The 24144-nt window shown below is 67.7% G+C and carries 19 protein-coding genes; 11 read left to right on the top strand and 8 right to left on the bottom strand.

The genetic code is table 11. From position 1 onward, the window contains the following. Positions 1 to 603: a GNAT family N-acetyltransferase gene (locus tag ACVCMC_RS14925; protein WP_447097863.1), complete on the top strand. Its 603-nt coding sequence runs from the start codon at positions 1 to 3 to the stop codon at positions 601 to 603. A 162-nt stretch (positions 604 to 765) separates the two neighbouring features. Here ACVCMC_RS14925 and pssA read toward each other — a convergent pair whose 3' ends face one another. From pssA to ACVCMC_RS14900, 5 genes are all read right to left on the bottom strand, one after another. Further along, on the bottom strand, positions 766 to 2148 hold the full coding sequence (gene pssA, locus ACVCMC_RS14920) for a CDP-diacylglycerol--serine O-phosphatidyltransferase (RefSeq protein ID WP_447097862.1): 1383 nt from the start codon (positions 2146 to 2148) through the stop codon (positions 766 to 768). A gap of 374 nt (positions 2149 to 2522) precedes the next feature. Next, entirely contained in the window at positions 2523 to 3452 is a 930-nt protein-coding gene (locus ACVCMC_RS14915) for a LysR family transcriptional regulator (RefSeq protein ID WP_395120483.1), read from the bottom strand. A 52-nt stretch (positions 3453 to 3504) separates the two neighbouring features. Next, positions 3505 to 5430, bottom strand: a complete 1926-nt coding sequence (locus tag ACVCMC_RS14910; protein ID WP_447097861.1) for a CocE/NonD family hydrolase — start codon at positions 5428 to 5430, stop codon at positions 3505 to 3507. Between the two features lie 2 nt (positions 5431 to 5432). Then, positions 5433 to 6845, bottom strand: coding sequence for an SLC13 family permease (locus ACVCMC_RS14905; protein ID WP_447097860.1), 1413 nt, complete (start codon positions 6843 to 6845; stop codon positions 5433 to 5435). A gap of 101 nt (positions 6846 to 6946) precedes the next feature. Beyond that, on the bottom strand, positions 6947 to 9700 hold the full coding sequence (locus tag ACVCMC_RS14900; RefSeq protein ID WP_447097859.1) for a TonB-dependent receptor: 2754 nt from the start codon (positions 9698 to 9700) through the stop codon (positions 6947 to 6949). A 216-nt stretch (positions 9701 to 9916) separates the two neighbouring features. Here ACVCMC_RS14900 and ACVCMC_RS14895 point away from each other — a divergent pair, with 216 nt between their 5' ends. Beyond that, entirely contained in the window at positions 9917 to 11044 is a 1128-nt protein-coding gene (locus ACVCMC_RS14895) for a CapA family protein (RefSeq protein WP_447097858.1), read from the top strand. Positions 11045 to 11056: 12 nt separating this feature from the next. Here the strand turns inward: ACVCMC_RS14895 and ACVCMC_RS14890 are convergent, their stop codons facing one another. Next, positions 11057 to 11458 carry a DUF4156 domain-containing protein gene (locus ACVCMC_RS14890; RefSeq protein WP_447097857.1) on the bottom strand — a complete coding sequence of 134 codons (402 nt, stop codon included), beginning with the start codon at positions 11456 to 11458 and terminating at the stop codon, positions 11057 to 11059. Positions 11459 to 11601: 143 nt separating this feature from the next. After that, positions 11602 to 14481, bottom strand: coding sequence for a M16 family metallopeptidase (locus ACVCMC_RS14885; protein ID WP_447097856.1), 2880 nt, complete (start codon positions 14479 to 14481; stop codon positions 11602 to 11604). A gap of 271 nt (positions 14482 to 14752) precedes the next feature. Between ACVCMC_RS14885 and ACVCMC_RS14880 the strand changes: the two genes are divergently transcribed. The 7 genes from ACVCMC_RS14880 to ACVCMC_RS14850 all read left to right on the top strand — a co-directional run bounded on the left by ACVCMC_RS14880 (position 14753) and on the right by ACVCMC_RS14850 (position 19825). Beyond that, entirely contained in the window at positions 14753 to 14962 is a 210-nt protein-coding gene (locus ACVCMC_RS14880; RefSeq protein WP_395120492.1) for a hypothetical protein, read from the top strand. Positions 14963 to 14987: 25 nt separating this feature from the next. After that, positions 14988 to 15479 carry a tRNA (uridine(34)/cytosine(34)/5-carboxymethylaminomethyluridine(34)-2'-O)-methyltransferase TrmL gene (trmL, locus tag ACVCMC_RS14875; RefSeq protein WP_447097855.1) on the top strand — a complete coding sequence of 164 codons (492 nt, stop codon included), beginning with the start codon at positions 14988 to 14990 and terminating at the stop codon, positions 15477 to 15479. A 120-nt stretch (positions 15480 to 15599) separates the two neighbouring features. After that, the gene (locus ACVCMC_RS14870) at positions 15600 to 16250 is read left to right on the top strand and encodes a ubiquinone biosynthesis accessory factor UbiJ (RefSeq protein ID WP_447097854.1); all 651 of its coding nucleotides are present in this window, start codon (positions 15600 to 15602) and stop codon (positions 16248 to 16250) included. Then, entirely contained in the window at positions 16247 to 17896 is a 1650-nt protein-coding gene (gene ubiB, locus ACVCMC_RS14865; protein ID WP_447097853.1) for a ubiquinone biosynthesis regulatory protein kinase UbiB, read from the top strand. Before ACVCMC_RS14870 ends, ubiB begins: the two co-directional genes overlap by 4 nt. Before the next feature lie 101 nt (positions 17897 to 17997). Beyond that, the gene (locus tag ACVCMC_RS14860; RefSeq protein WP_447097852.1) at positions 17998 to 18699 is read left to right on the top strand and encodes a pseudouridine synthase; all 702 of its coding nucleotides are present in this window, start codon (positions 17998 to 18000) and stop codon (positions 18697 to 18699) included. Between the two features lie 110 nt (positions 18700 to 18809). Next, on the top strand, positions 18810 to 19232 hold the full coding sequence (gene arfB, locus ACVCMC_RS14855) for an alternative ribosome rescue aminoacyl-tRNA hydrolase ArfB (protein ID WP_447097851.1): 423 nt from the start codon (positions 18810 to 18812) through the stop codon (positions 19230 to 19232). Next, entirely contained in the window at positions 19229 to 19825 is a 597-nt protein-coding gene (locus ACVCMC_RS14850; RefSeq protein WP_447097850.1) for a 1-acyl-sn-glycerol-3-phosphate acyltransferase, read from the top strand. Before arfB ends, ACVCMC_RS14850 begins: the two co-directional genes overlap by 4 nt. Positions 19826 to 19868: 43 nt before the next feature. Here ACVCMC_RS14850 and ACVCMC_RS14845 read toward each other — a convergent pair whose 3' ends face one another. Beyond that, positions 19869 to 20909, bottom strand: coding sequence for a LysR family transcriptional regulator (locus ACVCMC_RS14845; protein ID WP_447097849.1), 1041 nt, complete (start codon positions 20907 to 20909; stop codon positions 19869 to 19871). Positions 20910 to 21032: 123 nt separating this feature from the next. On the opposite strand from ACVCMC_RS14845, the gene aceB reads away from it, so the two are divergent. Then, positions 21033 to 22625, top strand: coding sequence for a malate synthase A (aceB, locus tag ACVCMC_RS14840; protein WP_447097848.1), 1593 nt, complete (start codon positions 21033 to 21035; stop codon positions 22623 to 22625). 142 nt (positions 22626 to 22767) lie between these two features. Continuing rightward, positions 22768 to 24063 (top strand): isocitrate lyase, encoded by a 1296-nt coding sequence (aceA, locus tag ACVCMC_RS14835; protein ID WP_447097847.1) that lies wholly within the window; start codon positions 22768 to 22770, stop codon positions 24061 to 24063. Positions 24064 to 24144 lie beyond the last annotated feature (81 nt).

The raw sequence follows: 24144 nt of genomic DNA, 5'->3' as shown, positions 1-24144 counted from the left end.
ATGACCCTGTTCGCCCCGATCCGCCTGCACGACGAGTACGTCGTGCTGGAGCCGCTGACGCCGGAACACGCGCCCGCGCTGGAAACCGCCGCCGCCGACGGCGAGCTGTGGAACCTCGCCGTCACCAGCGTGCCGCCACCGGGCCAGGCGGGCGATTACGTGGCGAAGGCGCTGCAAGGCCAGCGCGAAGGCCACATGCTGCCGTTCGCCGTGCGCGAGGCGCGCGGCGGCGACATCGTCGGCAGCACGCGCTATTACGAGATCGACGCCGCCGTGCCGCGCCTGGCCATCGGCTACACCTGGTACGCGAAACGCTGGCAGAAGAGCCACCTCAACACCGCCTGCAAGCGGTTGCTGCTTGAGCATGCGTTCGAGACCCTGGGCTGCGCGGCCGTCGCGTTCCACACCGACGTGCTGAACGAGGATTCGCAGCGCGCGATCGAACGCCTCGGCGCGCAACGCGAAGGCGTGCTGCGCGCGCACCGCCGCCGCACCGACGGCAGCCTGCGCGACACGGTGTGCTTCAGCATCCTCGCCGGGGAATGGGGCAACGTGGCCAACTGGCTGGACATGCGCCTGAGCCGGCTGATCGCAAACCCGTAGGAGCGCACCTGTGCGCGATACGTTGGAGCCGGGATTCGGGATTCGGGATTCGGGAAAGCATCGCGCGGGGTGCGCTCCTACCGCAGGCGATTGACCGGACGGCCGTCGTAGGGCGGGCAATGCCCGCCGGCTTCTCCGGCCGTGCGGCGGGCGGTGCCCGCCCTACAGCAGGCGATTGACCAGGCGGGCGAGTTGCGTGCGGTTCAAGCGGCGCAGCAGCCGACGCACTTCGGGCGGGTACTGGCGCGGGCTTTCCAGCGCGCGGTAATCGGCCAGCTGCACGGCGTGCCGGCGCAGTGCCGCCCATTCCGCCTCGTGCTGCGCGTGCAGCCGTTTCGCCGGGTCGCGCAGCAGCAGGCCGTTTTCCAGATCCAGCGACCATGCACGCGGGTTGAGGTTGTGGCCGGTCAGCACGGCCACGTCGTCATCCACGAACAGGCCTTTCAGGTGGTAGCTGTTGTCGCCGTCGCGCCACAGGTGCAGCCGCAACCGGCCGGCCTCGATCTGCGCACGGTGCGCGCGCGCAAAGCGGCGCAGATTGTTCTCGTACAGGTACGGCAGCAGGCCGATGGTCTTGAACGGTTGCTCCGGCGGTATGTAGAAATCGTTGGCGACCTTGTCGCCGACCATGATGTCGATGCGGCAGCCGCGCCGCAGCAACTGGCCGAGCACCAACCGTACCGGACGTGGCAGGTTGAAGTACGGCGTCAGCAGGATCACCCGCTCGCGCGCCTCCCGGAGCAGCGCCAGCAGCACCGCGTCGAGCTGGTTGCCGCTGCGGCCAAAACCCAGCAGCGGAGTCACCGCCACCTGGTCCGCATTCGGCAGCGCCGGGATCACTTCGTACCGCGCCTGCTGCAACTGCCCGCGCAAGCGGCGGATCTGCGGCTGCAGGCTGCGCGTGCTCGGCACCTCAGCCACGTTCAACTGCCGCACCGCGCCACTGCCGGCGAGCCGGTTCGCGACGAAGCCGGCCATCGCGTCGGCCAGGCCCGCATGCCGCAGCAGGTGGTAGCGATCGAGTCGGTAGCGATCGTGTCGCGCCAGGTAGACGTCGTTGAGACTGGCGCCGCTGTACAACACCGCGTCGTCGATCACGAAGCCCTTCAGGTGCAGCACGCCAAACAACTCGCGGTTCTGCACCGGCACGCCGTAGATCGGCACGCCATCGCCCAGCCGCTGCGCCCATTCGCGGTACATGCCGGCGTTGCCCGCGCTCTTGTGTTTGCCGATCAGCCCGCGCTGCGCGCGGTGCCAGTCGACGAACACCCCGATGTCCAGCTCGGGCCGGCGCGCCTTGGCCGCGTAAAGCGCCGCCAATATCTCGCGACCGCCATCGTCGTCCTGCAGGTACAAGGTCACGATCACGATGCGCCGGGCAGCCTGCGCGATCAGCGTCAGCAGGGTTTGCCGGAACGCCGCCGGATCGGACAGGCAGCTGATCGCCGCCGCATCCACCGCAAACGCCGGCAAGGCTGTGCGCGGATTGCCCTTGCGTCGCGGCAGCGACACCAGGCGTCGAGCCAGGCGGATAGGTGTTGTCATCAGGGTCTTGCGCGCAATCATTCCTCCATCATCGCAAACCATGCCGCGCACTACGACCCGTCCGGCGGGAATTGCCTGCGGCGAACCATGGCCGGACCGTTCCGCGCGCCGGCCGGTCCCTGCGCGACCCGCACCGGCGCCGAGGGGGTCAGGGCAGCACCAGCACCTGCTGCCGACTGTCGCTGAGCGCTCGCGGTGGCGGGCGCGCCTCGGCCAAGGCGACGATTTCCGCCGGCGGCTGCCGGTATGCCCATGGCGGGGCTGCCGTCGCGCCGGCCGCATCGTGGCAAGCGCCGGCGACCATCGGATCAACCCGTGACAAGCCACCATCCACCTGGCACCGCCGCGGCGGCGCTTGCTGGCGCCCGCCCCTGTCAGCCTCGCCGTGGCGGCGGTGACCCGCTGCGCCTGCGTCCCAGCGACGCGCGGCAGTGTTCGTAGAACGCCTCGGTCAAGGATGTCTCGCGCACGTTGGCGGACGACATGAACACGTACTCCTGCTCGATCGTCGGCGCGAAGCGGCGAATGCGCACGCCGGTCCACAACGAATGGCGCGACAGCAGCTCGTTGACGATCGCGATGCCGACGCCTTCGGCCGCCAGCGCACAGGCCGCGCCCACGTTGTGGGCTTCCAGCCGCACCGTCTGGCGCACCCCCGCCTGCTGGAAGGCCTGGTCGATCCGCATGCGGGTGTCGCCGCCGCGATGGCCGACCAGGATCAGCGGTTCGCCGGCAAGATCCCTGGCGCCGATCGGGCGCTTGCCCGCCGACAGGCGGTGCGCCGGCGGCAGCACGCAAACCGTGGGGCTGCTGATCAGCGGCCGCAGGCGGATGCCGGGATGATCCAGCGGCAGTTTGCCGAAACCGCAATCGGCGGTGCGCGTGGCAACCAGGTTCATCACCGTCGGCCGGGTGCGCGAATCGACATTGATGTGGATATTGGGATGCAGGCTCAGGAACGAAGCGACCAGCTTCACCAGCGGCCCCTCGGCGAAACTCGGCGGCGCCACCACGCGCAGTTGCCCGGCATTGGTCTGGCGGATGTCCTGGGCCAGCACATTGATCCGCTCGACGCCTTGCAGCGCCAGATCCACCTCCTCGAACAGCAGCAGCGCCTGCGAAGTGGGCAGCAGCCGCCCCTTGCTGCGGTGGAACAACTTGAAGCCCAGTTCGGTCTCGAACTGCCCCAGCAGGCGGCTCACCGCAGGCTGGCTCAAGCTCAGGCTGCGCCCGGCGGCGGTGGCCGAACCGAGCCGGATGATTTCGCGAAAGGCTTCCAGCGCCTTGAGGTTGTCGAGCTTCATGGGCGGGGCGCCACGTGGCGGCAGTGAATGGGCTGCCGAACAACGTACACGATCAAGCGGGCGACGCCACTGGCAACACCGGCAACAGCAGTCGCGACGGGTGTGCGCGATCCAGATGCACGCGATTGTGCGCCGGCCTGGATTCGCGCCAGCGACCGGGCGCCGTATCGGTGTTCGGATTGAGGTCGAAATGCGGATAGTTGCTGCTGGACACGTCCAGCCGGATCCGATGGCCCACCGCGAAATGGTTGGCAGTGGCGAAGGCCTCCACCTCCACCTCGACCACCTCGCCCGGCGCCAGCCAGCGCGGCTGCTGCCAGGAATCGCGGTAGCGCAAACGCAGGATGCCGTCGCTGAGGTTCATCGCGAAACCGTGCGGGTAGTCGGCATGGGGCGGGTACTCGTCGATCAGCTTGATGGTGATGTCGGTATCCCGGCAATCGGAGGAAACGAACAGCCTCACGCGGATGGGCCCGGCGATATCGACCGCGCGCGCCAGCGGCGCGCTGCGAAAACACAACACATCGTCGCGCTCGCCGATGTCGCGACCCGTGCCGGCGCAGCCGAAGAAGCGGGCGTCGTCGCGCTGGTCGAAGGCGCCCGGTGGCATCACCCCCTCGGCCGAGGTGATGGTGCCGCCGATGGTCGGCACCGGTCGCGCGGGATCGTAGACATAGTCCAGCGCCGCGAACCGCTCCGCTGGCGGCGTGGCGTCGAGCCGGCCATCGGCATGCAGGTGCCACGCCTGGCTGGTGGTGCCGGGCAAGGGCCAGTCGTCGGCATGCAACCAGCGCCCGCCGTGCTCCAGCCGGCCCTCGGCGTTGCGCCGGCCGCTGCCGCCGCCCATCAGGAAGATCGACACGCGACCGCGCGCGAACGGGTTGTCGGCCTGTCGCCCCAGCAGATGGTCGTACCACGCGCGACGCAGCTCGTAGAACGAGTGGCCGAACGCCGCATCCAGTGTCGCCTGCTCGCCGAAATCGACATCGCCGGCGAACGTCTGCGAGCGCCGGCCATGAATCCACGGCCCCATCACCAGGTGCACCGGAGCATGCTTGCGCCGCGACAGGCCGAGGTAATTGTCGGTGGCGGTGCGCACGTAGGGGTCGTACCAGCTGGACATGTGCACCATCGGCACGTCGGCGTAGGTGTCGTAATGGCGCTCACCGCACAACTCGACCTGTTGCCAATAGGGGCCGAAATCGCCGTGCTCCCATTGCTCGAACAGGTAGTCCTCGTATTCCGGTGCCGCACTGACCGGCGAGTCGCCGCGCGCCCACGGCATGCGCCGAAACCAGGCGCGAATGTCCTGCGCCTGCAATGCTGCCTTGCGGCTGGAATCCTGCTGCGTCAGCGGGCTCAGCAAGGCGTGCTTCAAGGCCCAGGTCGCCTGCTTGAGTTCGAACGCACCACCCTGCCGGATGCCGCCGTGGTACGCGTTGGAGAAGCCGCCGGAGTCGACGAACTGGGCGCTCAGCGCCGCGGGCGCCAGGCTGCCCAGCGCCGTCTGCACGTGCGCGCAATAGGACAGGCCCTGGGTGATCACGCGGCCATCGCTCCACGACTGCGCCGCCAGCCAGGCGAGGGTGTCGACACCGTCAACGGCCTCGTTGGTGTACTTGGTGAACACGCCTTGCGAACGGTAGCGACCGCGACAATCCTGCATCGCCACCACGAAGCCGTGGCTGGCAAACCACCGCGCGATCTGCGGTTTCGACAAGGGCAGTGGATACCCGGCCACGACATCCGATTGCGCGGTGCCCGCCTTGTCGTAGGGCGTGCGTTCGAGCAGGCAAGGCCAACGCGACCCGCTGGCGCCGTCCGGCAGATACAGATCGACCGCCAACTGCACGCCATCGCGCATCGTCACCATCACGTCCGCGCGCAGGCGTACCGGGTACGGGCCCGGCTGCAGGCCTGCGGCCGCTGCGTCGGCGGTGTCCGCCCGCGTTTGCTCCATGCCCTCACCGATCGCCATGCTCAGTAACCGATCCGCGTGGCGACCAGCAGGAATGCCGTCGCCACCACCGTCAGCACCAGGGTCAGCGGCAGCATGAAGCGCACCCACGCGCCGTAGTGCACCTTCGCCATCGCCAGCATCGCCAGCATCAGCCCCGAGGTGGGACTGACCGTCGCCATCAGGCCGTTGCCAAACAAGTAGGCCAGCACCACCGAGTTGCCTTGCAGCCCCGACAGCTGGCCGATCGGCCACAGGATCGGAATGCTGATTGCAGCCTTGGCCGAGGTCGAGGGAATCAGCACATCCAGCCCCGCCTCGGTGAACATGATGGCCAGCGAGGCGATCCACGACGACTGGCCGTGGATCAGGCCGGCCATGGCGTTGACCACGGTGTCGAGGATATTCGCCTCCTGCAGCAGCACGTGGATGGCGCCGGCCAGGCCGATCAGCAGCGAGGGCAGGATCATGCCCTTGATGCCATCGATGAAGGCATCCGCGCTGACCCGCGCACTCAGCCCGCCGATCACGGCAAGTCCCGCGGTCACCGCCAGGTAGAACGCGCTGAGCTCGTTGTAATGCCAGCTCCAGGCGCGTCCGGCGTAGACCATCAGCACGATCGCCAGGCCCAGCAGCAGCAGCACGCCCAGGTGCCGCCCCGACAGCGATCCCGCGGCAGGCGCGAAATCCGCCTTGGTGAAACCGCTGCGGCGGATGCGGTACAGCAGATAGGCGATGCCGATCGGCAGGAACACCGCCAGCACCGCCAGGCGCATGCCGAAACCGCTGAAGATCGGCACCTGCACGATGCCTTGCGCGATCGGCAGTACCACCGGATTGCTGACCGAGGCGATGTAGCCCAGCTTGGCCGCGATCAGCAGCATCGCCACCGCGTACAGCGGACTCAGGCGCAGCCGCTCGGCCATCGACAGCAAGACCGGCAACACCACCAGATACTCCGAAATCAGGCCCAGGAACGAGCTGCCCGCCGCCAGCGCACCCATCAGCACCGGCGCCAGCAGGTAGACATTCCCGCGCGAGCGATGCACCAGCTGGTCGAGGCCGGCGTCCAGCGCACCGGTCTGCTTGAACACGCCGAACAGGCCGCCGACGAACATCACCATGAAGATCAGCGAGGCGTTTCGCACCAGTCCCAGCGGGATGGATTCGAGCACCGTGATGACGCCGGCCGGGCGCGCCTGCTCGCCGGCCGCGCCCAAGCCAAGCAGGTGCCACCAGTCGAACGATTTCGGGATCACCGAGTAGGTCCCCGGCACCACCCGCCCATCGACGCGCTGGAACGCGCCGGAGTCCAGGACGTAGGTGAGCACCGCGCACAGCAACAGCACGGACACCAGCATCAGCACCGGGTGCACGTCGATCTTGCGACGGGGCCGCTGTGCAGGTTTGCCATCGGTGACGGGACGGTTGGCCATGCTGGGAAGATCCATGTGGTTGAGCGGGTCGCCGGCGCCCGCTCCCGCGGCGGCCCGGGCCGGCGGTCGGCGACATCGCGCCGATGCCGCCGGTGCCCGTCTCAGAGGGTGATCGTGGCCTTCACGTAGATGAAGCGGCCACGCGGGTTGTAGGTGCTCATGTCGAAGTTGAGGTCGCCGCCGTTGACATAGGACAGCGGCGGGTCCTTGTCGAACAGGTTCTGCACGCCAAGGGTGAAGGTCATCAGTTGCGAGCGCAGCGTATAGGCACCCCACACGTCATGGGTGATCTGCGCCGGGATCCGGCCATAGCCCGGCGCCGGGCCCTCGTCGGTGCTGCCGATGTAATGCATGCTCCAGTTCGCTGACCACAGGCCACGCGACCAGTCGACGGCGGTGTTCGCTTTCCAGCGCGGGAAACTCTCGCGCGCGATGTCCGATTTTCCGGCCCGCCTGGCCACGCGCACCTCCCCGCTGGGCAAGGTGTCGTAACGATCGAACGCGTTGAGGTAAGCCGCGTTGAACATCAGCCCGACATTGCCCGCCGCCATCGTCGGCAACTGGTAGCGCATGGTCGTATCGACGCCGCTGGCCTTGAGCCGGTTCAGGTTGATCGGGCCGTCGATCAGGTTGATGATCTCGCCGCTGGTGTCGCGCTTGATCAGGTTGCAGCGTTGACCGGTATTGGCGCACAGGTCGAGCAGGTTCTGCGAGCCGAAGCTGGAGATCGCCTCCTTCAGGTCGATGTCGTACCAGTCGACCGACCAGGTCAGGCCCTTGGCAAAGCTCGGCGTGTAGATGAAGCCGCTGCTGCGATTGACCGAGGTTTCCGGCCGCAGGTCGGGGTTGCCGCCCACGGTCGAGAGGATCGAGCCGCCCGAGTAGTTGCGCTGGTCGTAGCTGGTCGGCACCCCGGCACACCCGGGCTTGCCGGCGCCGCCGCCGTTGCAGGGGTCAACCGCCGGCAAGTTGGTCTGACGCAGGCCGGCGTAGAGTTCGTTGATCGAGGGCGCGCGAAAACCCTGCGCCCAGGTGGTGCGCAGCATCAGGTCGTTCCACGGCCGCCAGACCAGGCCGAGCTTGCTGTTGGTGGTGTTGCCGAACGTGTTGTAGCTCGAGTAGCGCGTCGCGGCGGACAGCTCCAGTTGCTTGACCGCCGGAAGGTTCGCCAGCAACGGCACGTTGAACTCGACATAGGCCTCTTTCAGATCGTAGGAGCCGGCGGTCGGCAGGCGCGGCGCCGAGGTGGTCTTGCGGCTGTAGGTGATGAACTGCGGCGTTTCATTGAAGTACGGGCTGGGCTGGTCGTAGCCCGATTCCTTGCGGTACTCGACGCCACCGGCGAACGCCAGCATTCCGGCCGGCAACTTGAACAGGTCGCCGGTGAGGTTGGCGGTGAAGTCGTGCTGTTTGGTGCCGTTGTGGTCGACGCCAGTGGCGCGGATGTAGTTGGCCATCTCCGGGGTGATGGTGCCGAAGATGTTCAGCGGCACGCAGTTGTTGGCCGCGCAGCGGGCGTTCGGGCCCAGTGCCAGCGCGACCTTGTCCAGATCGATCTGATTGGCCGAGGTCCACTTCGCCTTGTTCTGGGCATACGTATAGAAGCTGTTCCACGACCAGCCATTGGAGAAATCGCCTTCGAATCCGGCCGCCACACGCATCGTGTCAACGTTCTGCGTGTTGATGCGCGGCCCCAGCTCGGTGATCGTCCGCACCACCTCGAACTTGGTGCCCGTGCCCTGGAAGTCCACGCCGAACGGGTTGTACGGGTGGTCGGCCGGAATCGTCATGCCGTCGCCGCCGCGGATGCGTGGCGTTGCCGGCGGGAAGCGCTGGCTCGATTCGCGCGTGTTGTACAGGCCTTCGGTCACGAAGGTCACCGCATCACTGACGTGGAAGCGCAACTGGCCATACACGCCAGCCATGTCCAGGGGGCCGATCAAGGTGGTATCAGGCTGGTCGTTGTAGACGTCGGTGTCCGGCACGTCCAGGCGAAAACCGCCGTTGCCGTCCGGCACGAACGCCTTGGTGCCGAAGCCATCCACCGGCGTGCTGTTGCGGAAACGGCCCGCCGGCGTGTTTCGGCTCAACCCTTGCAGCGGCACCCGCGAGAAGTCGCGATGGCCGGCAAGGATCTCGTTGCTGCCGGCGACCGTCGCCGACACCAGCGCCGAGCCCCAGTCGCCGGACTTGCCCCAGAGGAAATCCTCGTTGTGTGTGAAACCGTCGCCCTTGTCGGTCTGGCCGACATAGCTGCTCGCCTTCAGCCCATCGAACTCGCTGAAGGTGATGATGTTGACCACGCCGGCGATCGCGTCGGCGCCGTAGATGGCGGTGGCGCCGTCCAGCAGCACTTCGATCCGCTCGACCGCGGCCAGCGGAATCGTGTTCAGGTCGACAAAGTCGCGAAAACCGCGGGTACCGGCTCCGTTCACCCAGCGCCGCCCGTTGACCAGAACCAGCGAGCGGTTGGCGCCCAGGTTGCGCAGGTTCAACGAGCGGGAGCCATGGCTGGTGCCGCCCGAGCCGGTCGAGTTGAAGCTGGAACCTACCGATGGCAGCTCCTGCAGCAACTCGCCGACCGAGACCACGCCGGTAGCCTCGATCTCGTTGCGCTCCATGGTAAACACCGGGCTGGCCGCCACCTCGTCCTTGCGGCGGATGCGCGAGCCGACCACGCTGACCGTCTCCAGCGTCTTCGCCTTGTTCGCATCGCCGCTCGTCGTGTCCGCGGTGCTCTGCGCATCCGCAGTCGCCGGCATTCCGCCCGCCGCCAGCGCCCCCGCAATCGCCACCATCATCACACCCAGGCGCGGTACACGCCGTGACTCCCCCTTGCCAGCCATCTTGTTCATCACCCCTCCCGAAACCATGCGTGGCGACCAGTTCGCCGGAGCATCTGCCTTGGTATCGAGTAATTCACGCGGACTGAACATATGCAATCTTATCGAGTCCGGTAATGCGTCCATGCCATTTTGGTATGGTATGCGCAGGTACGCGAATAAGCTTGCAAGCGGCCCGGTGGACGTGGATAGCTGGGGCTGTCGGGTCCGGATCGAGCGAGGGGCGTCATGGTCGAGTCGTGCAATCTGCAGCGCCGGCGGCTGCTCGCCGCCCTGGCGATGACGCCGCTGTTGCCGGGCGTTGCCGTGCGCGCGGCCGAACGCCGCGAGCTGACCCTCACCCTCACCGGGCAGGCGCTGATCGCGCACGACCTCTGCCACGAGCCCTATCCCGGCCTCGCCGAAGTGATCGCCCAGGTACGTCGCGGCGACGTTGCCATGACCGACTTGGAGACGCCCATACGCGTTGGCGCGTCGGGCGCACCGACTCGCCAAGGGCTGTTCCTGCATGCCGCGGGCCCCGACGCCTTGCGCTGCCTGCGCTCGTTCGGCTTCGACATGCTGGCCCTGGCCAACAACCACGCCGGCGATTTCGGCCGTGCGGGCGTACTGGCCACCCGCAGCGCCGCGCAACATGCCGGTTTCGCCACCGCCGGCAGCGGCAGCGACCTCGCCGAAGCCAGCGGTGCCGCCTGCTTCAAGGCGCGCGGTCGCCGTGTCGCGCTGGTGGCCATGGCGGCCGGCAAGATCCGTCCGGGCGTGGCGGCAACAAGTTCAGGCGCCGGCATCAACGAGCTGCGCCTGACCGCAGCCGGCACACCCGACCAGGACGATGTGGAACGAATCCTTCAGTCGATCCGCGCGGCGGCCGGCACGGCCTTCGTCGTCGCCTGCCTGCACAACCACGATTGGCGCGGCGACATGCGCGTCACCCAGCCATGGGCGCGCGAATTCGCGCGGAGCTGCGCCGAAGCCGGTGCCGGCGCATTCTTTTCGCACGGCGCCCCGCTGCTGCACGGGATCGAGCTTCATCACGGGGTGCCGATCTTCCATGGCATGGGCAGCCTGATCTTTCATTCCCGCACCGAGCCCGGCTACTACCCGCCCGAGGTGTGGGAAAGCATGATCGCGCACCTTCATCGGCGCGATGGCTCGATGCGTCAGCTCGAACTGGTGCCGGTGGTGCTCAACGAGAGGGGCGACGATGCGAGTCGCCAGGACGAAACGCGGGGTCGCCCCAGGATCGCGCGAGGCGAGGATGCACAACGCATCCTCGCGCGCCTCCAGTCGCTCAGCGCGGTGCTCGGCACCTCGCTGCGCATTGCGGGAGAACGCGGCTGGATCAGCATGGATTGACCGTCGAAGGGGTCAGCCGCCCGACACCGGGAACGTCTGCACGTCGCCCTTGGCCGATTGGGCCGAAGCCGGTCGGCCCGCCCCCGGCTTGGGCGGGTTGCTGCCGCACTGGTAGGCGCCCCACGGCTGCGAGCCATCGGCCGGTTCGGCCAGCGGCTTGATGGTGTCGGCGTGCATCTTGGCCGCCTCGTTGCGCGCGAGCACTTCCAGTTCGTCGCGCACCTTGATGTCGTTGCGGTCGACCGGACCGACGCGGTTCATCACCGAGACGGTGACCTTGCCCAGTTCGCGGCAGCTGGAAACATCGCCGCTCCAGGCGGTGCGCACGTTCTTGCCGGCCGAATCCAGGGTGATGCCCCAACTGCAGGCGCCGAGCAACAGGATGGGGACGAGCAACAACAGGGTCTTGCGCATGGGTGGCTCCGCGGCAGGTCTTGAGGGCATGAAAAGAGGCCGGACCAGGACGGTCCGGCCTCCATCGTAACGCGCCGGCGCGCCGGCGTCCCTCGCTCCATCCGCCGCTTGCCGCGCCGGTTCAGCCGGCGCGGCAGCGCGACTCACTTTGCCGGCTTGGCCGCCACCGGCTTGCCGTCAGCGTCGAGCACCTCGACCGTGCCGAGCTTCAGCGCGCGGATCGGCGACTCGATCTTGGCCAGGTCGCCGACGATCACCCAGGTCAGCTGGTCCGGGTGGATGATCTCCTTCGCCGCAGCCTCCACCGACGCATCGGTCTGCGCCTCGATGCGCGACTTCAGGGTCTGCACGTAGTCATCCGGGCGGTTGTACTGGGCGATGCCCTGCATGGCGCCCATCACCGCCTGGGTGGTCTGGTACTGACCCGGCATGCTGCGCACGTCGCCGACCTTGATCTTGCTGATCTCCTGCGCGGTCAGCGGCTTGTCGCCGATCACCCCGCGCGCTTCCTTCAGCATCTCGCTGACCGACGCCGCGGTCTTGTCGGTCTGCACCGGTGCGTAGAGCATGAACGGGCGCTGCCCGACCGCGTTCTGCAGGAAGCTGAAGGCGCCGTAGGCCCAGTGCTTGTCCTCGCGCAGGTTCATGTTGAGGCGCGAGGTGAAGCTGCCGCCGAAGGCGCCGTTCATGGTCTGGATCTGCAGGTTGTTCGGCGCCTCGGTGGACGGCGCCAGACTGCCGGCGAGGATCAGGCTCTGCTGCGCTCCGGGGCGATCGACCAGGAACACGCGCACCTGTTCCGGCGGCGCGACCTTGCCGATGTTCTTGGCCGGCACCTTGCTCGCCGGCGCCTTCCAGTTGCCGAACACCGCGTTCAACTGCGGGATGATCTTCGCCATCGTGGTATCGCCGGCCACCAGGATCTTCATGTTGTCCGGGCGGATGTAGTCGGTCATGAACTGGCGCATGTCGGCATCGGTCAGCGACTTGATCGAGGCTTCGGTGCCGGTGCCGGTGAACGGGATCGCGTAGGCGTGGCCCTTGCCGTACAGCAGCGGCGGCAGGGTGCGCAGCGCGATGCCGATGGGCTGGCTCTTCTCCTGGGCGATGCCGGCCAGCCACTGGCCGCGCAGGCGGCTGACGTCGGCATCGCGGAACGCCGGGTTGCGCACGATGTCGGCGAACAGGTCGAGCGAGGGCTTGAGCTGGTCGTCCAGCGCATTCAGCGAGGCATTGCAGTAATCCAGCCCGCAACCGCTGGCGATGATCGCGCCCAGGCGCTGCTTGCGCTTGGCGATCTCGACCGAATCGAGGTCCCGGGTGCCTTCGTCGAGCATCGACATGGTGAAGCTGGAGGTGCCCAGCTTGCGGCCCTGGTCGGCCGCGTAACCGGCGTCGAACAGCAACTGCATCTGCACCGCCGGCACGCCGTGGCGTTCGGCCAGGACCACTTCGACGCCGTTGTCGAGCTTGCCGTGCTGCAGGGTCGGGAACGCGAGGTCGGGGAAGCTGGCGACTTCGGGCACGCCCTTGCTGCGATCGACGTCGCTGGCCACGGTCTTGTAATCGCCCTTGGGCGTGAGCACCGGCGCCGGCGCACCGGACGCGGCGGCCCGGCCGGCCACGGTGGCCATGTCGGCGTCCTCCACCTTGCCGGGCACCACGGTCAGGGTGTAGTCGCCCTTGGCGATCCACTGGTTCGCCACCGCCTTGACGCTGGCCGGCGTCGCCGCCATCAGGGTGCTGAAGTCCTTCAGATAGTGCCCCGGATCGCCGTGGTACAGCTGGCCCTCGGCCAGGATCGAGGCCTGCGTGTTGACGCGCTCCAGGCCGCGCACGAAGGAGGCGCGGGTTTCGGTCTTGACCCGCGCCAGTTCGTCGGCGGTGGGGCCATCGTTGAGGAACTTCTGCCATTCGTCGGCGATCGCGGCCTCGACCTTGGCCGGGTCGACGCCCTTCTTCACGTCGACCTGCAACTGGAACAGGCTGGCCAGCGAATGCTGCTCGACGTAGACGGAGACGCTGTCGGCGAGCTTGTCCTGGTAGACCAGGCGCTGGTACAGCCGCGAGGTCTTGCTGCCGCCGAGCACGGCGGCGGCCAGCTCCAGCAGGTTCTCGTCATGGCTGCCGCGCGCCGGCACGTTCCATTCGCGGTAGATGCGGGTCTGCGCGACGTTGTCGGTCATCGTGCCGCGGGTGGACTTGTCGCGCGCGGCAATCCACGGCTGCGGGCGCGGCACCTGCGGACCGGCGGCGATGTCGCCGAAGTACTTCAGCATCTTCTCCTTCGCCACCGCCGGCGTGATGTCGCCGGCCAGCACCACCACCGTGTTGGCCGCGCCGTAGTAGTCGCGGAACCACTGCTTGACGTCGCCGAGCGAGGCTGCGTTCAAATCCGCCATCGAGCCGATGGTGTCGTGATGGTAGGGATGGTTGGCCGGGAACGCCTCGGCCTGGATCAGTTCGCTGGCGCGGCCGTAAGGCTGGTTTTCGCCCTGGCGCTTCTCGTTCTGCACCACGCCGCGCTGTTCGTCGAGCTGCGGCTGGCCGATGGCACCGAGCAGGTGGCCCATGCGGTCCGATTCCATCCACAGCGCCATGTCCAGCGCGGTGGTCGGCACGGTTTCGAAATAGTTGGTGCGGTCGAGCCAGGTGGTGCCATTCTGGTCGGTGGCGCCGGCCAGCTCGAACGGCTTGAAGAACTCGTCCTTGTGATTCTCCGAACCCTGGAACATCAGGTGCTCGAACAGGTGCGCGAAGCCGGTCTTGCCCTTGGGCTCATAGGAGGAGCCGACGTGATACCACACGCTCACCGCCACCACCGGCGCCTTGTGGTCTTCATGCACCACCACGGTCAGGCCGTTGGGCAGCACGAAACGGGAATAGGCCAGGTCGGGGATCTGCTGCGTCGCTGCAGCGGCGGCCTCGACCGCCTGCGCGGGGGCGGCGACCAGCAGTGTCGGCGCGGCGACCCCGAACGTGAGCAAGCCGGAGATGAGCAGGGCAAGCGGCGTTTTTTTCACGGTGAACCTCCTGTTTTCGCGAATGGTCCGGGCAGGCTACCCGGCCGCGCCCGGGCATCGCAAATGACTTGTGGCACGGTCGACGGCCCGTGCGGTGGCGCGGGGCACCGCTGTCCGGACGCCACCGGACGACTGTCCGCGGACAACGGCCGGGGCGTCGAGGCGGCTATCTAAACCTTGAAAAATCAGCATGTTGGCCGCATATCCAGGCGTGGCACAGGGATTGCTTTCATCGGGCTGCAGGGCTCACTTACGCATCGGAGATGTAACCGTGAAATTCGAGACTTTCATGCTGCACGGATTGTTCATTGCCAGCCTCGTGGTGTGCGGCCTCATCCTCGCCGCCATGCTGACCACCACCACCGCCACGCCGCCGGTCGAGCTCGCCCACGACGGCGGCATCGCCACCATCCTGCTGGCCGCGCCGAGCAGCTGCGCGCTGCCGCCGGACGGCGTGGTCTGCCCGCGCGTGGCCAGCTGAGCATGGCGCAAGCGATAATGCGTGGATGCTCCATGTCATCCTGCATCGCCCCGAGATCCCTCCCAACACCGGCAACGTGATCCGTCTTTGCGCGAATACCGGCGCGGCACTGCACCTGGTGCGTCCACTGGGCTTCGAGCTCGACGACGCCCGCCTGCGCCGCGCCGGGCTGGACTATCACGAATACGCCAGCGTCGCGGTGCACGAGGACCTGTCCGCCTGCCTCGCCGCGCTCGGCGCGCCACGCGTGTTCGCCTTCACCACGCGCGGCAGCGTGCCCCACGTCGACGTGCGTTTTGCCGACGGCGACGCGCTGCTGTTCGGCTGCGAAACCGCCGGCCTGCCGGACGACGTGCTGGACACCATCCCGCCGACGCAACGCCTGCGCCTGCCGATGCGCCCGCACAGCCGCAGCCTGAACCTGTCGAACACCGTCGCCGTGGCGGTCTACGAGGCCTGGCGCCAGCTCGGTTTCGCCGGTGAGAGCGGGGAATCGGGAACAGGGAACCGGGAATAGAAAGGCAGAAGCGTCGGCACCCACGGCACCTTGCAAGCTGGCGAAAGAGCCCTCCTCCGATTCCCGATTCCCCATTCCCCATTCCCGGCGGCGCCCGCGCCGCCCCGCTACAATCGGCGGATGAACGCTGCCACCCCCAACGCCTGGATGCCGCAACCACTGCGCAAGCTCGCCGGGCGCGCGCTGGAAACCGCGCTGAATCACACGCTGTCGCTCGATCCCGACACGCATCAGCGGCTGACCGCGTTGAACGGTCGCAGCGTGCAGTTGCATCTGCGCGGGCCGGAGTTGGCGCTGGCCATCACGGTCGATCAGGCGCACCTGAAAGTCGGCCCGCCGCGCGACGACAGCCAGCTGAAGGTGGCCGCGACGCCGGGCAGCCTGCTGGCGATGCTGCTGCGCCGCGACGACGACGGCATCGCGCCGGGCAAGGTGGAGATCGCCGGCGATGCCGAACTGGCGCGCCGCCTGGAAAAGCTGGCCGGCAAGTTCGCGCCGGATTTCGAGGAGGCCTTCGCGCGCAGTTTCGGCGACGTGCTCGGCGTGCCGTTGGCCAGGGCCGTGCGCAAGGGCCTGGCGCATGCCCGCGAAAGTGGCGCCCATCTCGTCGAAGACGCCGCCGACTGGGTGCGCGACGAAACCCGCGTGGCCCTGGCGCCTGGCGAAGTCGACACCTTTCTCGACGAAGTGGACAGTTTGCGCGAACACAGCGAACGACTGGCCGCACGCGTGCAGCGGCTGGCGCGGCAACTGCAGGGCGACACCGCGTGACGCCGCTGCGCGTGGTGCCGCGCCTGCTGCGAGTGGCCTCGGTGCTGCTGGCATGGCGGCTGGATGAACTGGTCGACGCCGCGCACCTGTTCCGCCCGCTGAAACTGCTGCGCCCGCTGCTGGCGCGACCGCGCGCCAACGTGGCCAGCCTCTCGCGCGGCGAACGCCTGCGCCGGGCGCTGACCGAGCTGGGGCCGATTTTCGTCAAGGCCGGCCAGGTGCTGTCGACCCGCCGCGACCTGGTGCCCGCCGACATTGCCGACGAACTGTCGCTGCTGCAGGACCAGGTGGCGCCGTTCCCCGGCAGCGAGGCGCGTGCCATCGTCGAGCGGGAGCTGAAACTCCCGGTTGGACGTCTATACGCCCAATTCGACGAGACGCCGCTGGCCTCGGCCTCGATCGCCCAGGTGCATGCCGCCACCCTGGCCGACGGCCGCGAGGTGGTGGTGAAGGTGCTGCGGCCGGGCATCGACGCGCAGATCTCCCGCGACGTGAAGCTGCTGCGCTCGCTCGGCGAACTGGCCCAGCGCTGGCACCCGAATGCCGACAAGATCCGCCCGCTCGACGTCGTCGCCGAAGTCGAGAAGATGCTGGAGAACGAACTCGACCTGCAGCGCGAAGGCGCCAGCGCCAGCCTGCTCAAGCGCAACTTCGCCAGCGGCGTGGACCTGTACGTGCCGGCGGTGCACTGGGAACTGACCGCCTCGCGCGTGCTGACGCTGGAGCGCGTGCACGGCATCAGCAGCGACGACATCGCAGCGATCGACGCCGCCGGGCTCGACCGCAAGGCACTGGCCGCCAAGGGCGTGCGGGTGTTCTACGAGCAGGTGTTCCGCGACAATTTCTTCCACGCCGACGCCCACCCCGGCAACATCTGGGTGGACCCGTCGCGCCTGGACGAGCCGCGCTTCATCGCGCTGGACTTCGGCATCATGGGCTCGCTGCCCGAGGCCGACCAGTACTGGCTGGCGCAGAACTTCATCGCACTGTTCGAACGCGACTACGCACGCATCGCGCAACTGCATGTGGCCGCCGGCTGGATGCCCGCCGACGTGCGGCTGGACGAACTGGAAGCCGCCGTGCGCACCGTATGCGAGCCGTATTTCACCCGCCCGCTGTCGCAGATTTCACTGGCCGAGCTGGTGGTCAAGCTGTTCCAGACCGCGCGCCGCTTCGAGCTGACCCTGCAGCCGCAGCTGATCCTGCTGCAGAAGACCCTGCTCAACATCGAGGGCGTCGGCCGCATGCTCGATCCGGAGATCGACATCTGGGCAGTCGCGCATCCGGTGCTCAAGCGGATCCTGCGCCAGCGCTACAGCCCGCTGCGCACCCTGCGCGACGTGCGCAAACGGTTACCCGAATGGCTGCACCACGCGCCGGAGTTTCCCGACCTGGTACGTGATGCGCTGCGTCAGATCGGCCGCGGCGAGCGGCGTGAGCCAGCCGATCCGCTGGCCCTCAAACTGGCGCAGGAGAATGCCCGTCGCCAGCACAGGACGCTGGCCTGCAGCCTGCTCGGCAGCGCACTGCTGATCGGCGCCGCGCTGCTGTGGACGCTGGCCCCGCAACACGGCATCTGGCCGCCGCTGGGCGCCGGTATCGCCGGTTTCCTCTCCTTCGCCATCGGCTGGCCGCGCTCGCGTTGACCGTGCAGGAGCCCGCTCGCGGGCGATGCTTTTCACGGGCACCCGCAGCATCGCCCGCGAGCGGGCTCCCACGAATAACCAGAGCGCGGAAGCTCGAACGCATGATCGACATCCTCTACCAGGACGACGCGCTGATCGCGGTGAACAAGCCCGCGAACCTGGCCGTGCATCGCTCGACGTTCGTGGGGCCCGCCGACGCGTTCCTGATCGACCTGCTGCGCGAGCAGGTCGGCGGCAACGTGTACCTGGCGCACCGGCTCGACCGCGCCACCAGCGGCGTGCTGCTGGTGGCGCGCAGCAAGGAGGTCGCCGCCGCGCTTGGCGAGCAGTTCATGCAGCGCACGGTGCACAAGCAATACCTGGTGGTGGTGCGCGGCTGGCCGGAGCCGGCCGAAGGTGTGATCGACTATCCCCTGCCCGGCTCGCGCGAAACCGGCCCGCGCCGCGAAGCGCGCACGCGCTACCGGCGCCTGGCCACGATCGAGGTGCCGATCGCACTCGGCCGCTACCCGCAGCAACGCTACGCACTGCTGCTGGCGGAGCCTGAGAGCGGCCGCTTCCGCCAGATTCGCAAGCACCTGGCGCACATCCATCACCCGGTGATCGGCGACTGCCAGCACGGCCGCGGCGACCACAATCGCCTCTACAAGCAGCACTTTGCCTGCCACCGGATGCTGCTGCACGCGTGGCGGCTTTCGTTCGCGCATCCGGTGAGTGGCGCGCCGATGCAACTGGAGGCGCCGCTGGACGAGGCATTCGCGCGATTGCTGGCGCAGTTCGGCTGGGGCTTGAAGCAGGAGTGAGTGAAGAGAAGTGAGGAGTGAGAGAAAAGCCGGGGTACGGCTTGCCTTCGCTCTCTCTCACTCCTCACTCCTCTCCACTCACTTCTCGCTTCTCCCCTAAACTTCCCCCCATGCTGACCATCAGCCGCACCCTCGCCCTGCCCGAGTCCGAACTGATCGAGCGCTTCCTGCGCGCCGACGGCCCGGGCGGTCAGCATGTGAATCGCACCGAGAGCGCGGTGGAATTGCGCTTCGACGTGGCGGGCTCGCCGTCGCTGCCGGAGGAGGTGCGCGCGCGGCTGCTGGCCCGGCGCGATCGCCGGCTTACCGCCGAAGGGATGCTGGTGATCCAGGGCCGGCGCTTTCGCGACCAGGCGCGCAATCGCGACGACGTGCGCGAGCGGCTGGCCGAACTGATTCGCGGCGTGCTGCTGCCGCCGAAGAAACGCGTCGCCACCAAACCGACCCGCGCCTCGAAGGAACGCCGCCTGGCCGGCAAACAGCAGCGCGGCAGGATCAAGCAGACCCGTTCGCGCAAACCGGAGTTCGAATGAAGCGTCGCGTCTTCACTCCAGCCCAGTTGCCCGCCCGCATGCCGAAGCTGCGCGACGGTTGGCAACGACGCATCTGCCGCGGCGTGTTGCGCCTGTGCGGCTGGAGTCTCACCGGCGAATTTCCCGACGTCCCCAAACTGGTGCTGATCGCCGCCCCGCACTCCTCGTGGTGGGACGGGGTGTGGGGGCTGCTGATCAAGGTGGCGATCGGCGCCGACGTGCACTTCATGGGCAAACAGGAATTGTTTCGCGGCCCGCTGGGCGGGCTGCTGCGTCGGCTCGGCGGCGTCCCCATCGACCGCAGCGCGGCCAAGGGCGTGGTCGAACAGATGATCGACCAGTTCCGCCAGCGCGAGAAACTGTGGCTGGGCATCGCCCCCGAAGGCACGCGCAAACCGGTGACGCGCTGGAAGAGCGGCTTCTGGCACATCGCCCACGATGCCGGCGTGCCGATCTTCCCGGTCGCGTTCCATTACCCCGACAGGACCATCCAGCTCGGCCCACTGTTCGACGCCGGCACCGACATGGGCGCAACCATGCAGCGCCTGCGCGAGTGGTACGCGCCGTTCAAGGGCAAGCATCGCGACGTTTGAAATCCCGCGCGCAGGGGCGAGGCTCGCAGAGCGGCCTCGGGCATCACCGCTGCGAATGCCCCGGATCATCGTGTTCGCGATGCGTCAGCAGCCCGGGGCGAATCAGGTCGATGAAGGCGCGTGCCTCGGCGCTGAGGAACTTGCCCTTGCGCATCACCACGCCGTAGCTGCGCTGGGGAAAGAACTGCTTCATGTTGCGCACGGCCAGGCGCCCGCGGTCGGCGTCGGTGATGCAGATGCCGGTGACGATGGAGATGCCCATGCCCATCGCCACGTATTCCTTGATCACGTCCCAGCCGCCGACCTCGATCGCGACGTGATAGGGCACCTGCCGCTGCTGGAACACCAGGTCGACCAGTCGATAGGTGGAGAGGCGCTGCGGCGGCAGGATCAGTCCGTAGGGTGAAAGATCCTCCAGGGTGATCTTGTCCTTCGTCGCCAGCGGGTGGTCGGGCGGCATGATCAGCATCGGGTCGTAGTGCTGCACCGGCGCCCAGGCGATGTCGTTGGGCACGTCCAGCATCGAGCCGACCGCGAAATCCGCCTCGTCGGCACGCAGCATGGCCATGCCGTCCTTGCCGGTCACGTTGGCCAACTGCAGTTGCACTGCCGGGAAGCGTTCGCGATAGCGGCGCACCAGTTCCGGCAGCAGGTACTGGATGGTGGAGGTGCCGGCGGCGATCACCAGCCGGCCGGCCTGCAGACCCTTCGCCTTCGCCTGGAAATCGCGATCCAGCGTGTCCCAGCCTTCCACCAGCGGGCGCGCCAGCTCGTACAGCGCCTCGCCCGCGTCGGTGAGATTGATGCGCCGGCGACGGCGCTCAAGCAGGGTGGCGCCGAGCTCGCGTTCCAGCGCCTGCAACTGCAGGCTGATGGTGGGTTGCGACACGTACAACGCTTCGGCGGCGCGGGTAAGCGTACCCAGTTTCACCACGCTGACGAAGGCGCGCAGTTGCTTGTGGCGATTGCCCTTGTAGTAGAAGCGGCCGCCAGCCTCCTCGGCGCGTTCGCCAGGGGTACGTTTTTTTGCTGCGCTGCGAGACGATTTTTTCGGCTGCTTCAGCGGAACGCCGGGAGTTTTCATCAAGTCATTTCAGCAAGTTGTGTCATATATTGATATTGCTCATAGTAATGATTGAAACATTCACTTTGTCAAATAGATATTTGCCGGCCTAGCTTCGAGTCACCCACGACGCGGAGCGAAACGATGGCAGCAGCGCAGGAACAACTCCACACCGGCCCCGCGGAGGTCCTCGCCGACGGCGCCGCCTACGCGGCCATCCTGACCCCGGCCGCGCTGGCGTTCCTGGCCCGGCTGCACCGTCGCTTCGAGGCGTCGCGGCAACACCTGCTGCGAGAGCGTCGCCAGCGCCAGGCTGCCTGGGATGCCGGTGCCCTGCCGGATTTCCGCGCCGACACGGCGGCAATCCGCGAATCGGATTGGAACGTGGCACCGATCCCGGCCGCGCTGCGCGACCGCCGCGTGGAGATCACCGGCCCGGTGGAGCGCAAGATGATCATCAACGCGCTGAATTCCGGCGCCAGGGTGTTCATGGCCGACTTCGAGGATTCCTCCTCGCCCACCTTCGCCAACCAGCTGGACGGCCAGGTCAATCTGCGCGATGCGGTCGACGGCACGATCACGTTCCGTTCGCCCGAGGGCAAGACCTACCAGGTCGGCAACAACCCCGCCGTGCTGGTGGTGCGCCCGCGCGGCTGGCATCTGCATGACCGCTTTTTCAGCGTGGATGGCACCCCGCTGTCTGGCGCGCTGGTCGACTTCGGCCTGTTCGTGTTCCACAACGCACGCACGCTGCACGAGCGCGACCGCGGCCCGTACTTCTACCTGCCCAAGCTGGAGGCGATGGAAGAGGCCGCGCTGTGGGAAGAGGTGATGAGCGCCGCCGAGGCCGAACTGCAGCTGCCGCGCGGCACGATGAAGGCCACGGTGCTGATCGAGACCCTGCCGGCCGCGTTCCAGATGGACGAGATCCTGCACGCGCTGCGCCGTCGCATCGTCGGCCTCAACTGCGGTCGCTGGGATTACATTTTTTCCTACCTGAAAACGCTGCGCGGCCATCGCGACCGCCTGCTGCCCGAGCGTGGCCAGGTCGGCATGACGGTGCCGTTCCTGAAAGGCTATTCCGAGTTGCTGATCAGGACCTGCCACCGCCGCGGCGCCTTCGCGATGGGCGGCATGGCGGCGCAGATCCCGATCAAGGGCGACGAGGCGGCGAATGAAGCGGCGCTGGACAAGGTGCGCGCCGACAAACTGCGCGAGGTCAAAGCCGGCCACGACGGCACCTGGGTCGCCCACCCCGCGCTGGTGCCGGTGGCGCAGGCGATCTTCGACGAATACATGCCCGCGCCGAACCAGCTCGGCAAACTGCGCGAGGACGTGCGGGTGAGCCGCGAGCAGCTGCTCGCCGCGCCCGGCGGCACCATCAGCCGCGCCGGCTTCGACAACAACGTCGAGGTGTGCCTGCGCTATACCGCCGCATGGCTGGGCGGCCTGGGCTGCGTACCGATCCATCACCTGATGGAAGACGCCGCCACGGCCGAGATCGCCCGCGCGCAGTTGTGGCAATGGCTGCATCACGGAGATCTCGAGTTCCCCGACCATGCACCGATCGACTTCGCGCTGTTCGACCAGGCGCTTGCCGCCCACACCCATCGCCTGCGCCAGAGCCAGCACCCCGGCGCCGCCCGCGCCGATGCCGCCGCCGCCCTGATTTCCCGCATGACCCATGCGGACGAACTGGCCGACTTCCTCACCCTGCCCGCGTACGACCAACTGTGATTTTCTCCCTTCTCCCTCCGGGAGAAGGTGCCCGAAGGGCGGATGAGGGGGCGCGGCGGAGTGTGCTGACACGCTCCGTCCGAACCCTCTCCCCAACCCCTCTCCCGCAGGGAGAGGGGCTCAACACCACCGGAGCCATGTCATGAAGAGCACCCTGCCCACCGCCGAACAGATCAGTCTGGACTGGAAGAACAATGCCCGCTGGGCCGGCGTCCAGCGCAACTACTCCGCCGATGACGTGGTGCGCCTGCGCGGCACCGTCGCGATCGAGCATTCGCTGGCCCGTCGCGGTGCCGAGCGGTTGTGGAAGTCGCTGCACCAGGAGGAGTTCGTCAACGCGCTCGGCGCACTCACCGGCAACCAGGCGATGCAGCAGGTCAAGGCCGGCCTGCAGGCGATCTACTTGAGCGGCTGGCAGGTCGCCGCCGACGCCAACGTGGCCGGCGAAATGTATCCCGACCAGTCGCTGTACCCGGCCAACTCGGTGCCGCTGGTGGTCAAGCGCATCAACAACACCTTGCTGCGCGCCGATCAGTTGCACCACGCCGAGGACAACCACGACATCGACTGGCTGGTGCCGATCGTGGCCGATGCCGAGGCAGGCTTCGGCGGCGTGCTGAACGCGTTCGAGCTGATGAAGGCGATGATCGAGGCCGGCGCCGCCGGCGTGCATTTCGAGGATCAGCTGGCCAGCGTCAAGAAGTGCGGCCACATGGGCGGCAAGGTGCTGGTCCCCACCCGCGAGGCGGTCGACAAGTTGAACGCCGCGCGCCTGGCCGCCGACGTCGCCGGGGTGCCGACGCTGATCGTGGCGCGCACCGATGCCGATGCGGCCGACCTGCTCACCTCCGACATCGACGACAACGACAAGCCGTTCCTCACTGGCGAGCGCACCGTCGAAGGCTTCTTCCGGGTCAGGCCCGGCCTGGACCAGGCGATCAGCCGCGGGCTGGCCTATGCGCCTTACGCCGACCTGGTGTGGTGCGAGACCAGCAAGCCGAACCTGGACGATGCGCGCCGCTTCGCCGAGGCGATCCACGCCAGGTTCCCGTGCAAGATGCTGGCCTACAACTGCTCGCCCAGCTTCAACTGGAAGAAGAACCTGGACGACGCCACCATCGCCCGCTTCCAGAAGGAACTGGGCGCGATGGGCTACAAGTTCCAGTTCATCACCCTGGCCGGCTTCCACAGCCTCAACTACGGCATGTTCGACCTCGCCCACGGCTACGCGCGCCGCCAGATGAGCGCCTTCGTCGAACTGCAGGAAAAGGAGTTCGCCTCCGCCGATCGCGGCTTCACCGCGGTGAAGCACCAGCGCGAAGTGGGCACCGGCTATTTCGACGCGGTGACCCAGGCGATCCAGCAGGGCCAGTCCTCGACCACCGCGCTGAAGGGCTCGACCGAGGAGGCGCAGTTCAAGCAGGCCTCGGCCGCGTGAGAAGACGAAAAGCGAGAAGTGAGGAATGAGGAGTGGGGAGTGAGAGAGAGCAAGGGCGCGGAATGCTCCCGCTTTTTCTCA

This window comes from Rhodanobacter sp. UC4452_H20 (genome assembly GCF_052978205.1).
The sequence above is the reverse complement of the archived record's forward strand: the minus strand, read 5'-3'. Positions and strand labels throughout refer to the sequence as shown.

Excerpts from the sequence above, each read along its gene's own strand:
- ACVCMC_RS14925 (WP_447097863.1), top strand. The coding sequence starts at position 1 with ATGACCCTGTTCGCCCCGATCCGCCTGCACGACGAGTACGTCGTGCTG.
- pssA (WP_447097862.1), bottom strand. The coding sequence starts at position 2,148 with ATGACAACACCTATCCGCCTGGCTCGACGCCTGGTGTCGCTGCCGCGA.
- ACVCMC_RS14915 (WP_395120483.1), bottom strand. The coding sequence starts at position 3,452 with ATGAAGCTCGACAACCTCAAGGCGCTGGAAGCCTTTCGCGAAATCATC.
- ACVCMC_RS14910 (WP_447097861.1), bottom strand. The coding sequence starts at position 5,430 with ATGGCGATCGGTGAGGGCATGGAGCAAACGCGGGCGGACACCGCCGAC.
- ACVCMC_RS14905 (WP_447097860.1), bottom strand. The coding sequence starts at position 6,845 with ATGGCCAACCGTCCCGTCACCGATGGCAAACCTGCACAGCGGCCCCGT.
- ACVCMC_RS14900 (WP_447097859.1), bottom strand. The coding sequence starts at position 9,700 with ATGAACAAGATGGCTGGCAAGGGGGAGTCACGGCGTGTACCGCGCCTG.
- ACVCMC_RS14895 (WP_447097858.1), top strand. The coding sequence starts at position 9,917 with ATGGTCGAGTCGTGCAATCTGCAGCGCCGGCGGCTGCTCGCCGCCCTG.
- ACVCMC_RS14890 (WP_447097857.1), bottom strand. The coding sequence starts at position 11,458 with ATGCGCAAGACCCTGTTGTTGCTCGTCCCCATCCTGTTGCTCGGCGCC.
- trmL (WP_447097855.1), top strand. The coding sequence starts at position 14,988 with ATGCTCCATGTCATCCTGCATCGCCCCGAGATCCCTCCCAACACCGGC.
- ACVCMC_RS14870 (WP_447097854.1), top strand. The coding sequence starts at position 15,600 with ATGAACGCTGCCACCCCCAACGCCTGGATGCCGCAACCACTGCGCAAG.
- ACVCMC_RS14860 (WP_447097852.1), top strand. The coding sequence starts at position 17,998 with ATGATCGACATCCTCTACCAGGACGACGCGCTGATCGCGGTGAACAAG.
- arfB (WP_447097851.1), top strand. The coding sequence starts at position 18,810 with ATGCTGACCATCAGCCGCACCCTCGCCCTGCCCGAGTCCGAACTGATC.
- ACVCMC_RS14850 (WP_447097850.1), top strand. The coding sequence starts at position 19,229 with ATGAAGCGTCGCGTCTTCACTCCAGCCCAGTTGCCCGCCCGCATGCCG.
- ACVCMC_RS14845 (WP_447097849.1), bottom strand. The coding sequence starts at position 20,909 with ATGAAAACTCCCGGCGTTCCGCTGAAGCAGCCGAAAAAATCGTCTCGC.
- aceB (WP_447097848.1), top strand. The coding sequence starts at position 21,033 with ATGGCAGCAGCGCAGGAACAACTCCACACCGGCCCCGCGGAGGTCCTC.
- aceA (WP_447097847.1), top strand. The coding sequence starts at position 22,768 with ATGAAGAGCACCCTGCCCACCGCCGAACAGATCAGTCTGGACTGGAAG.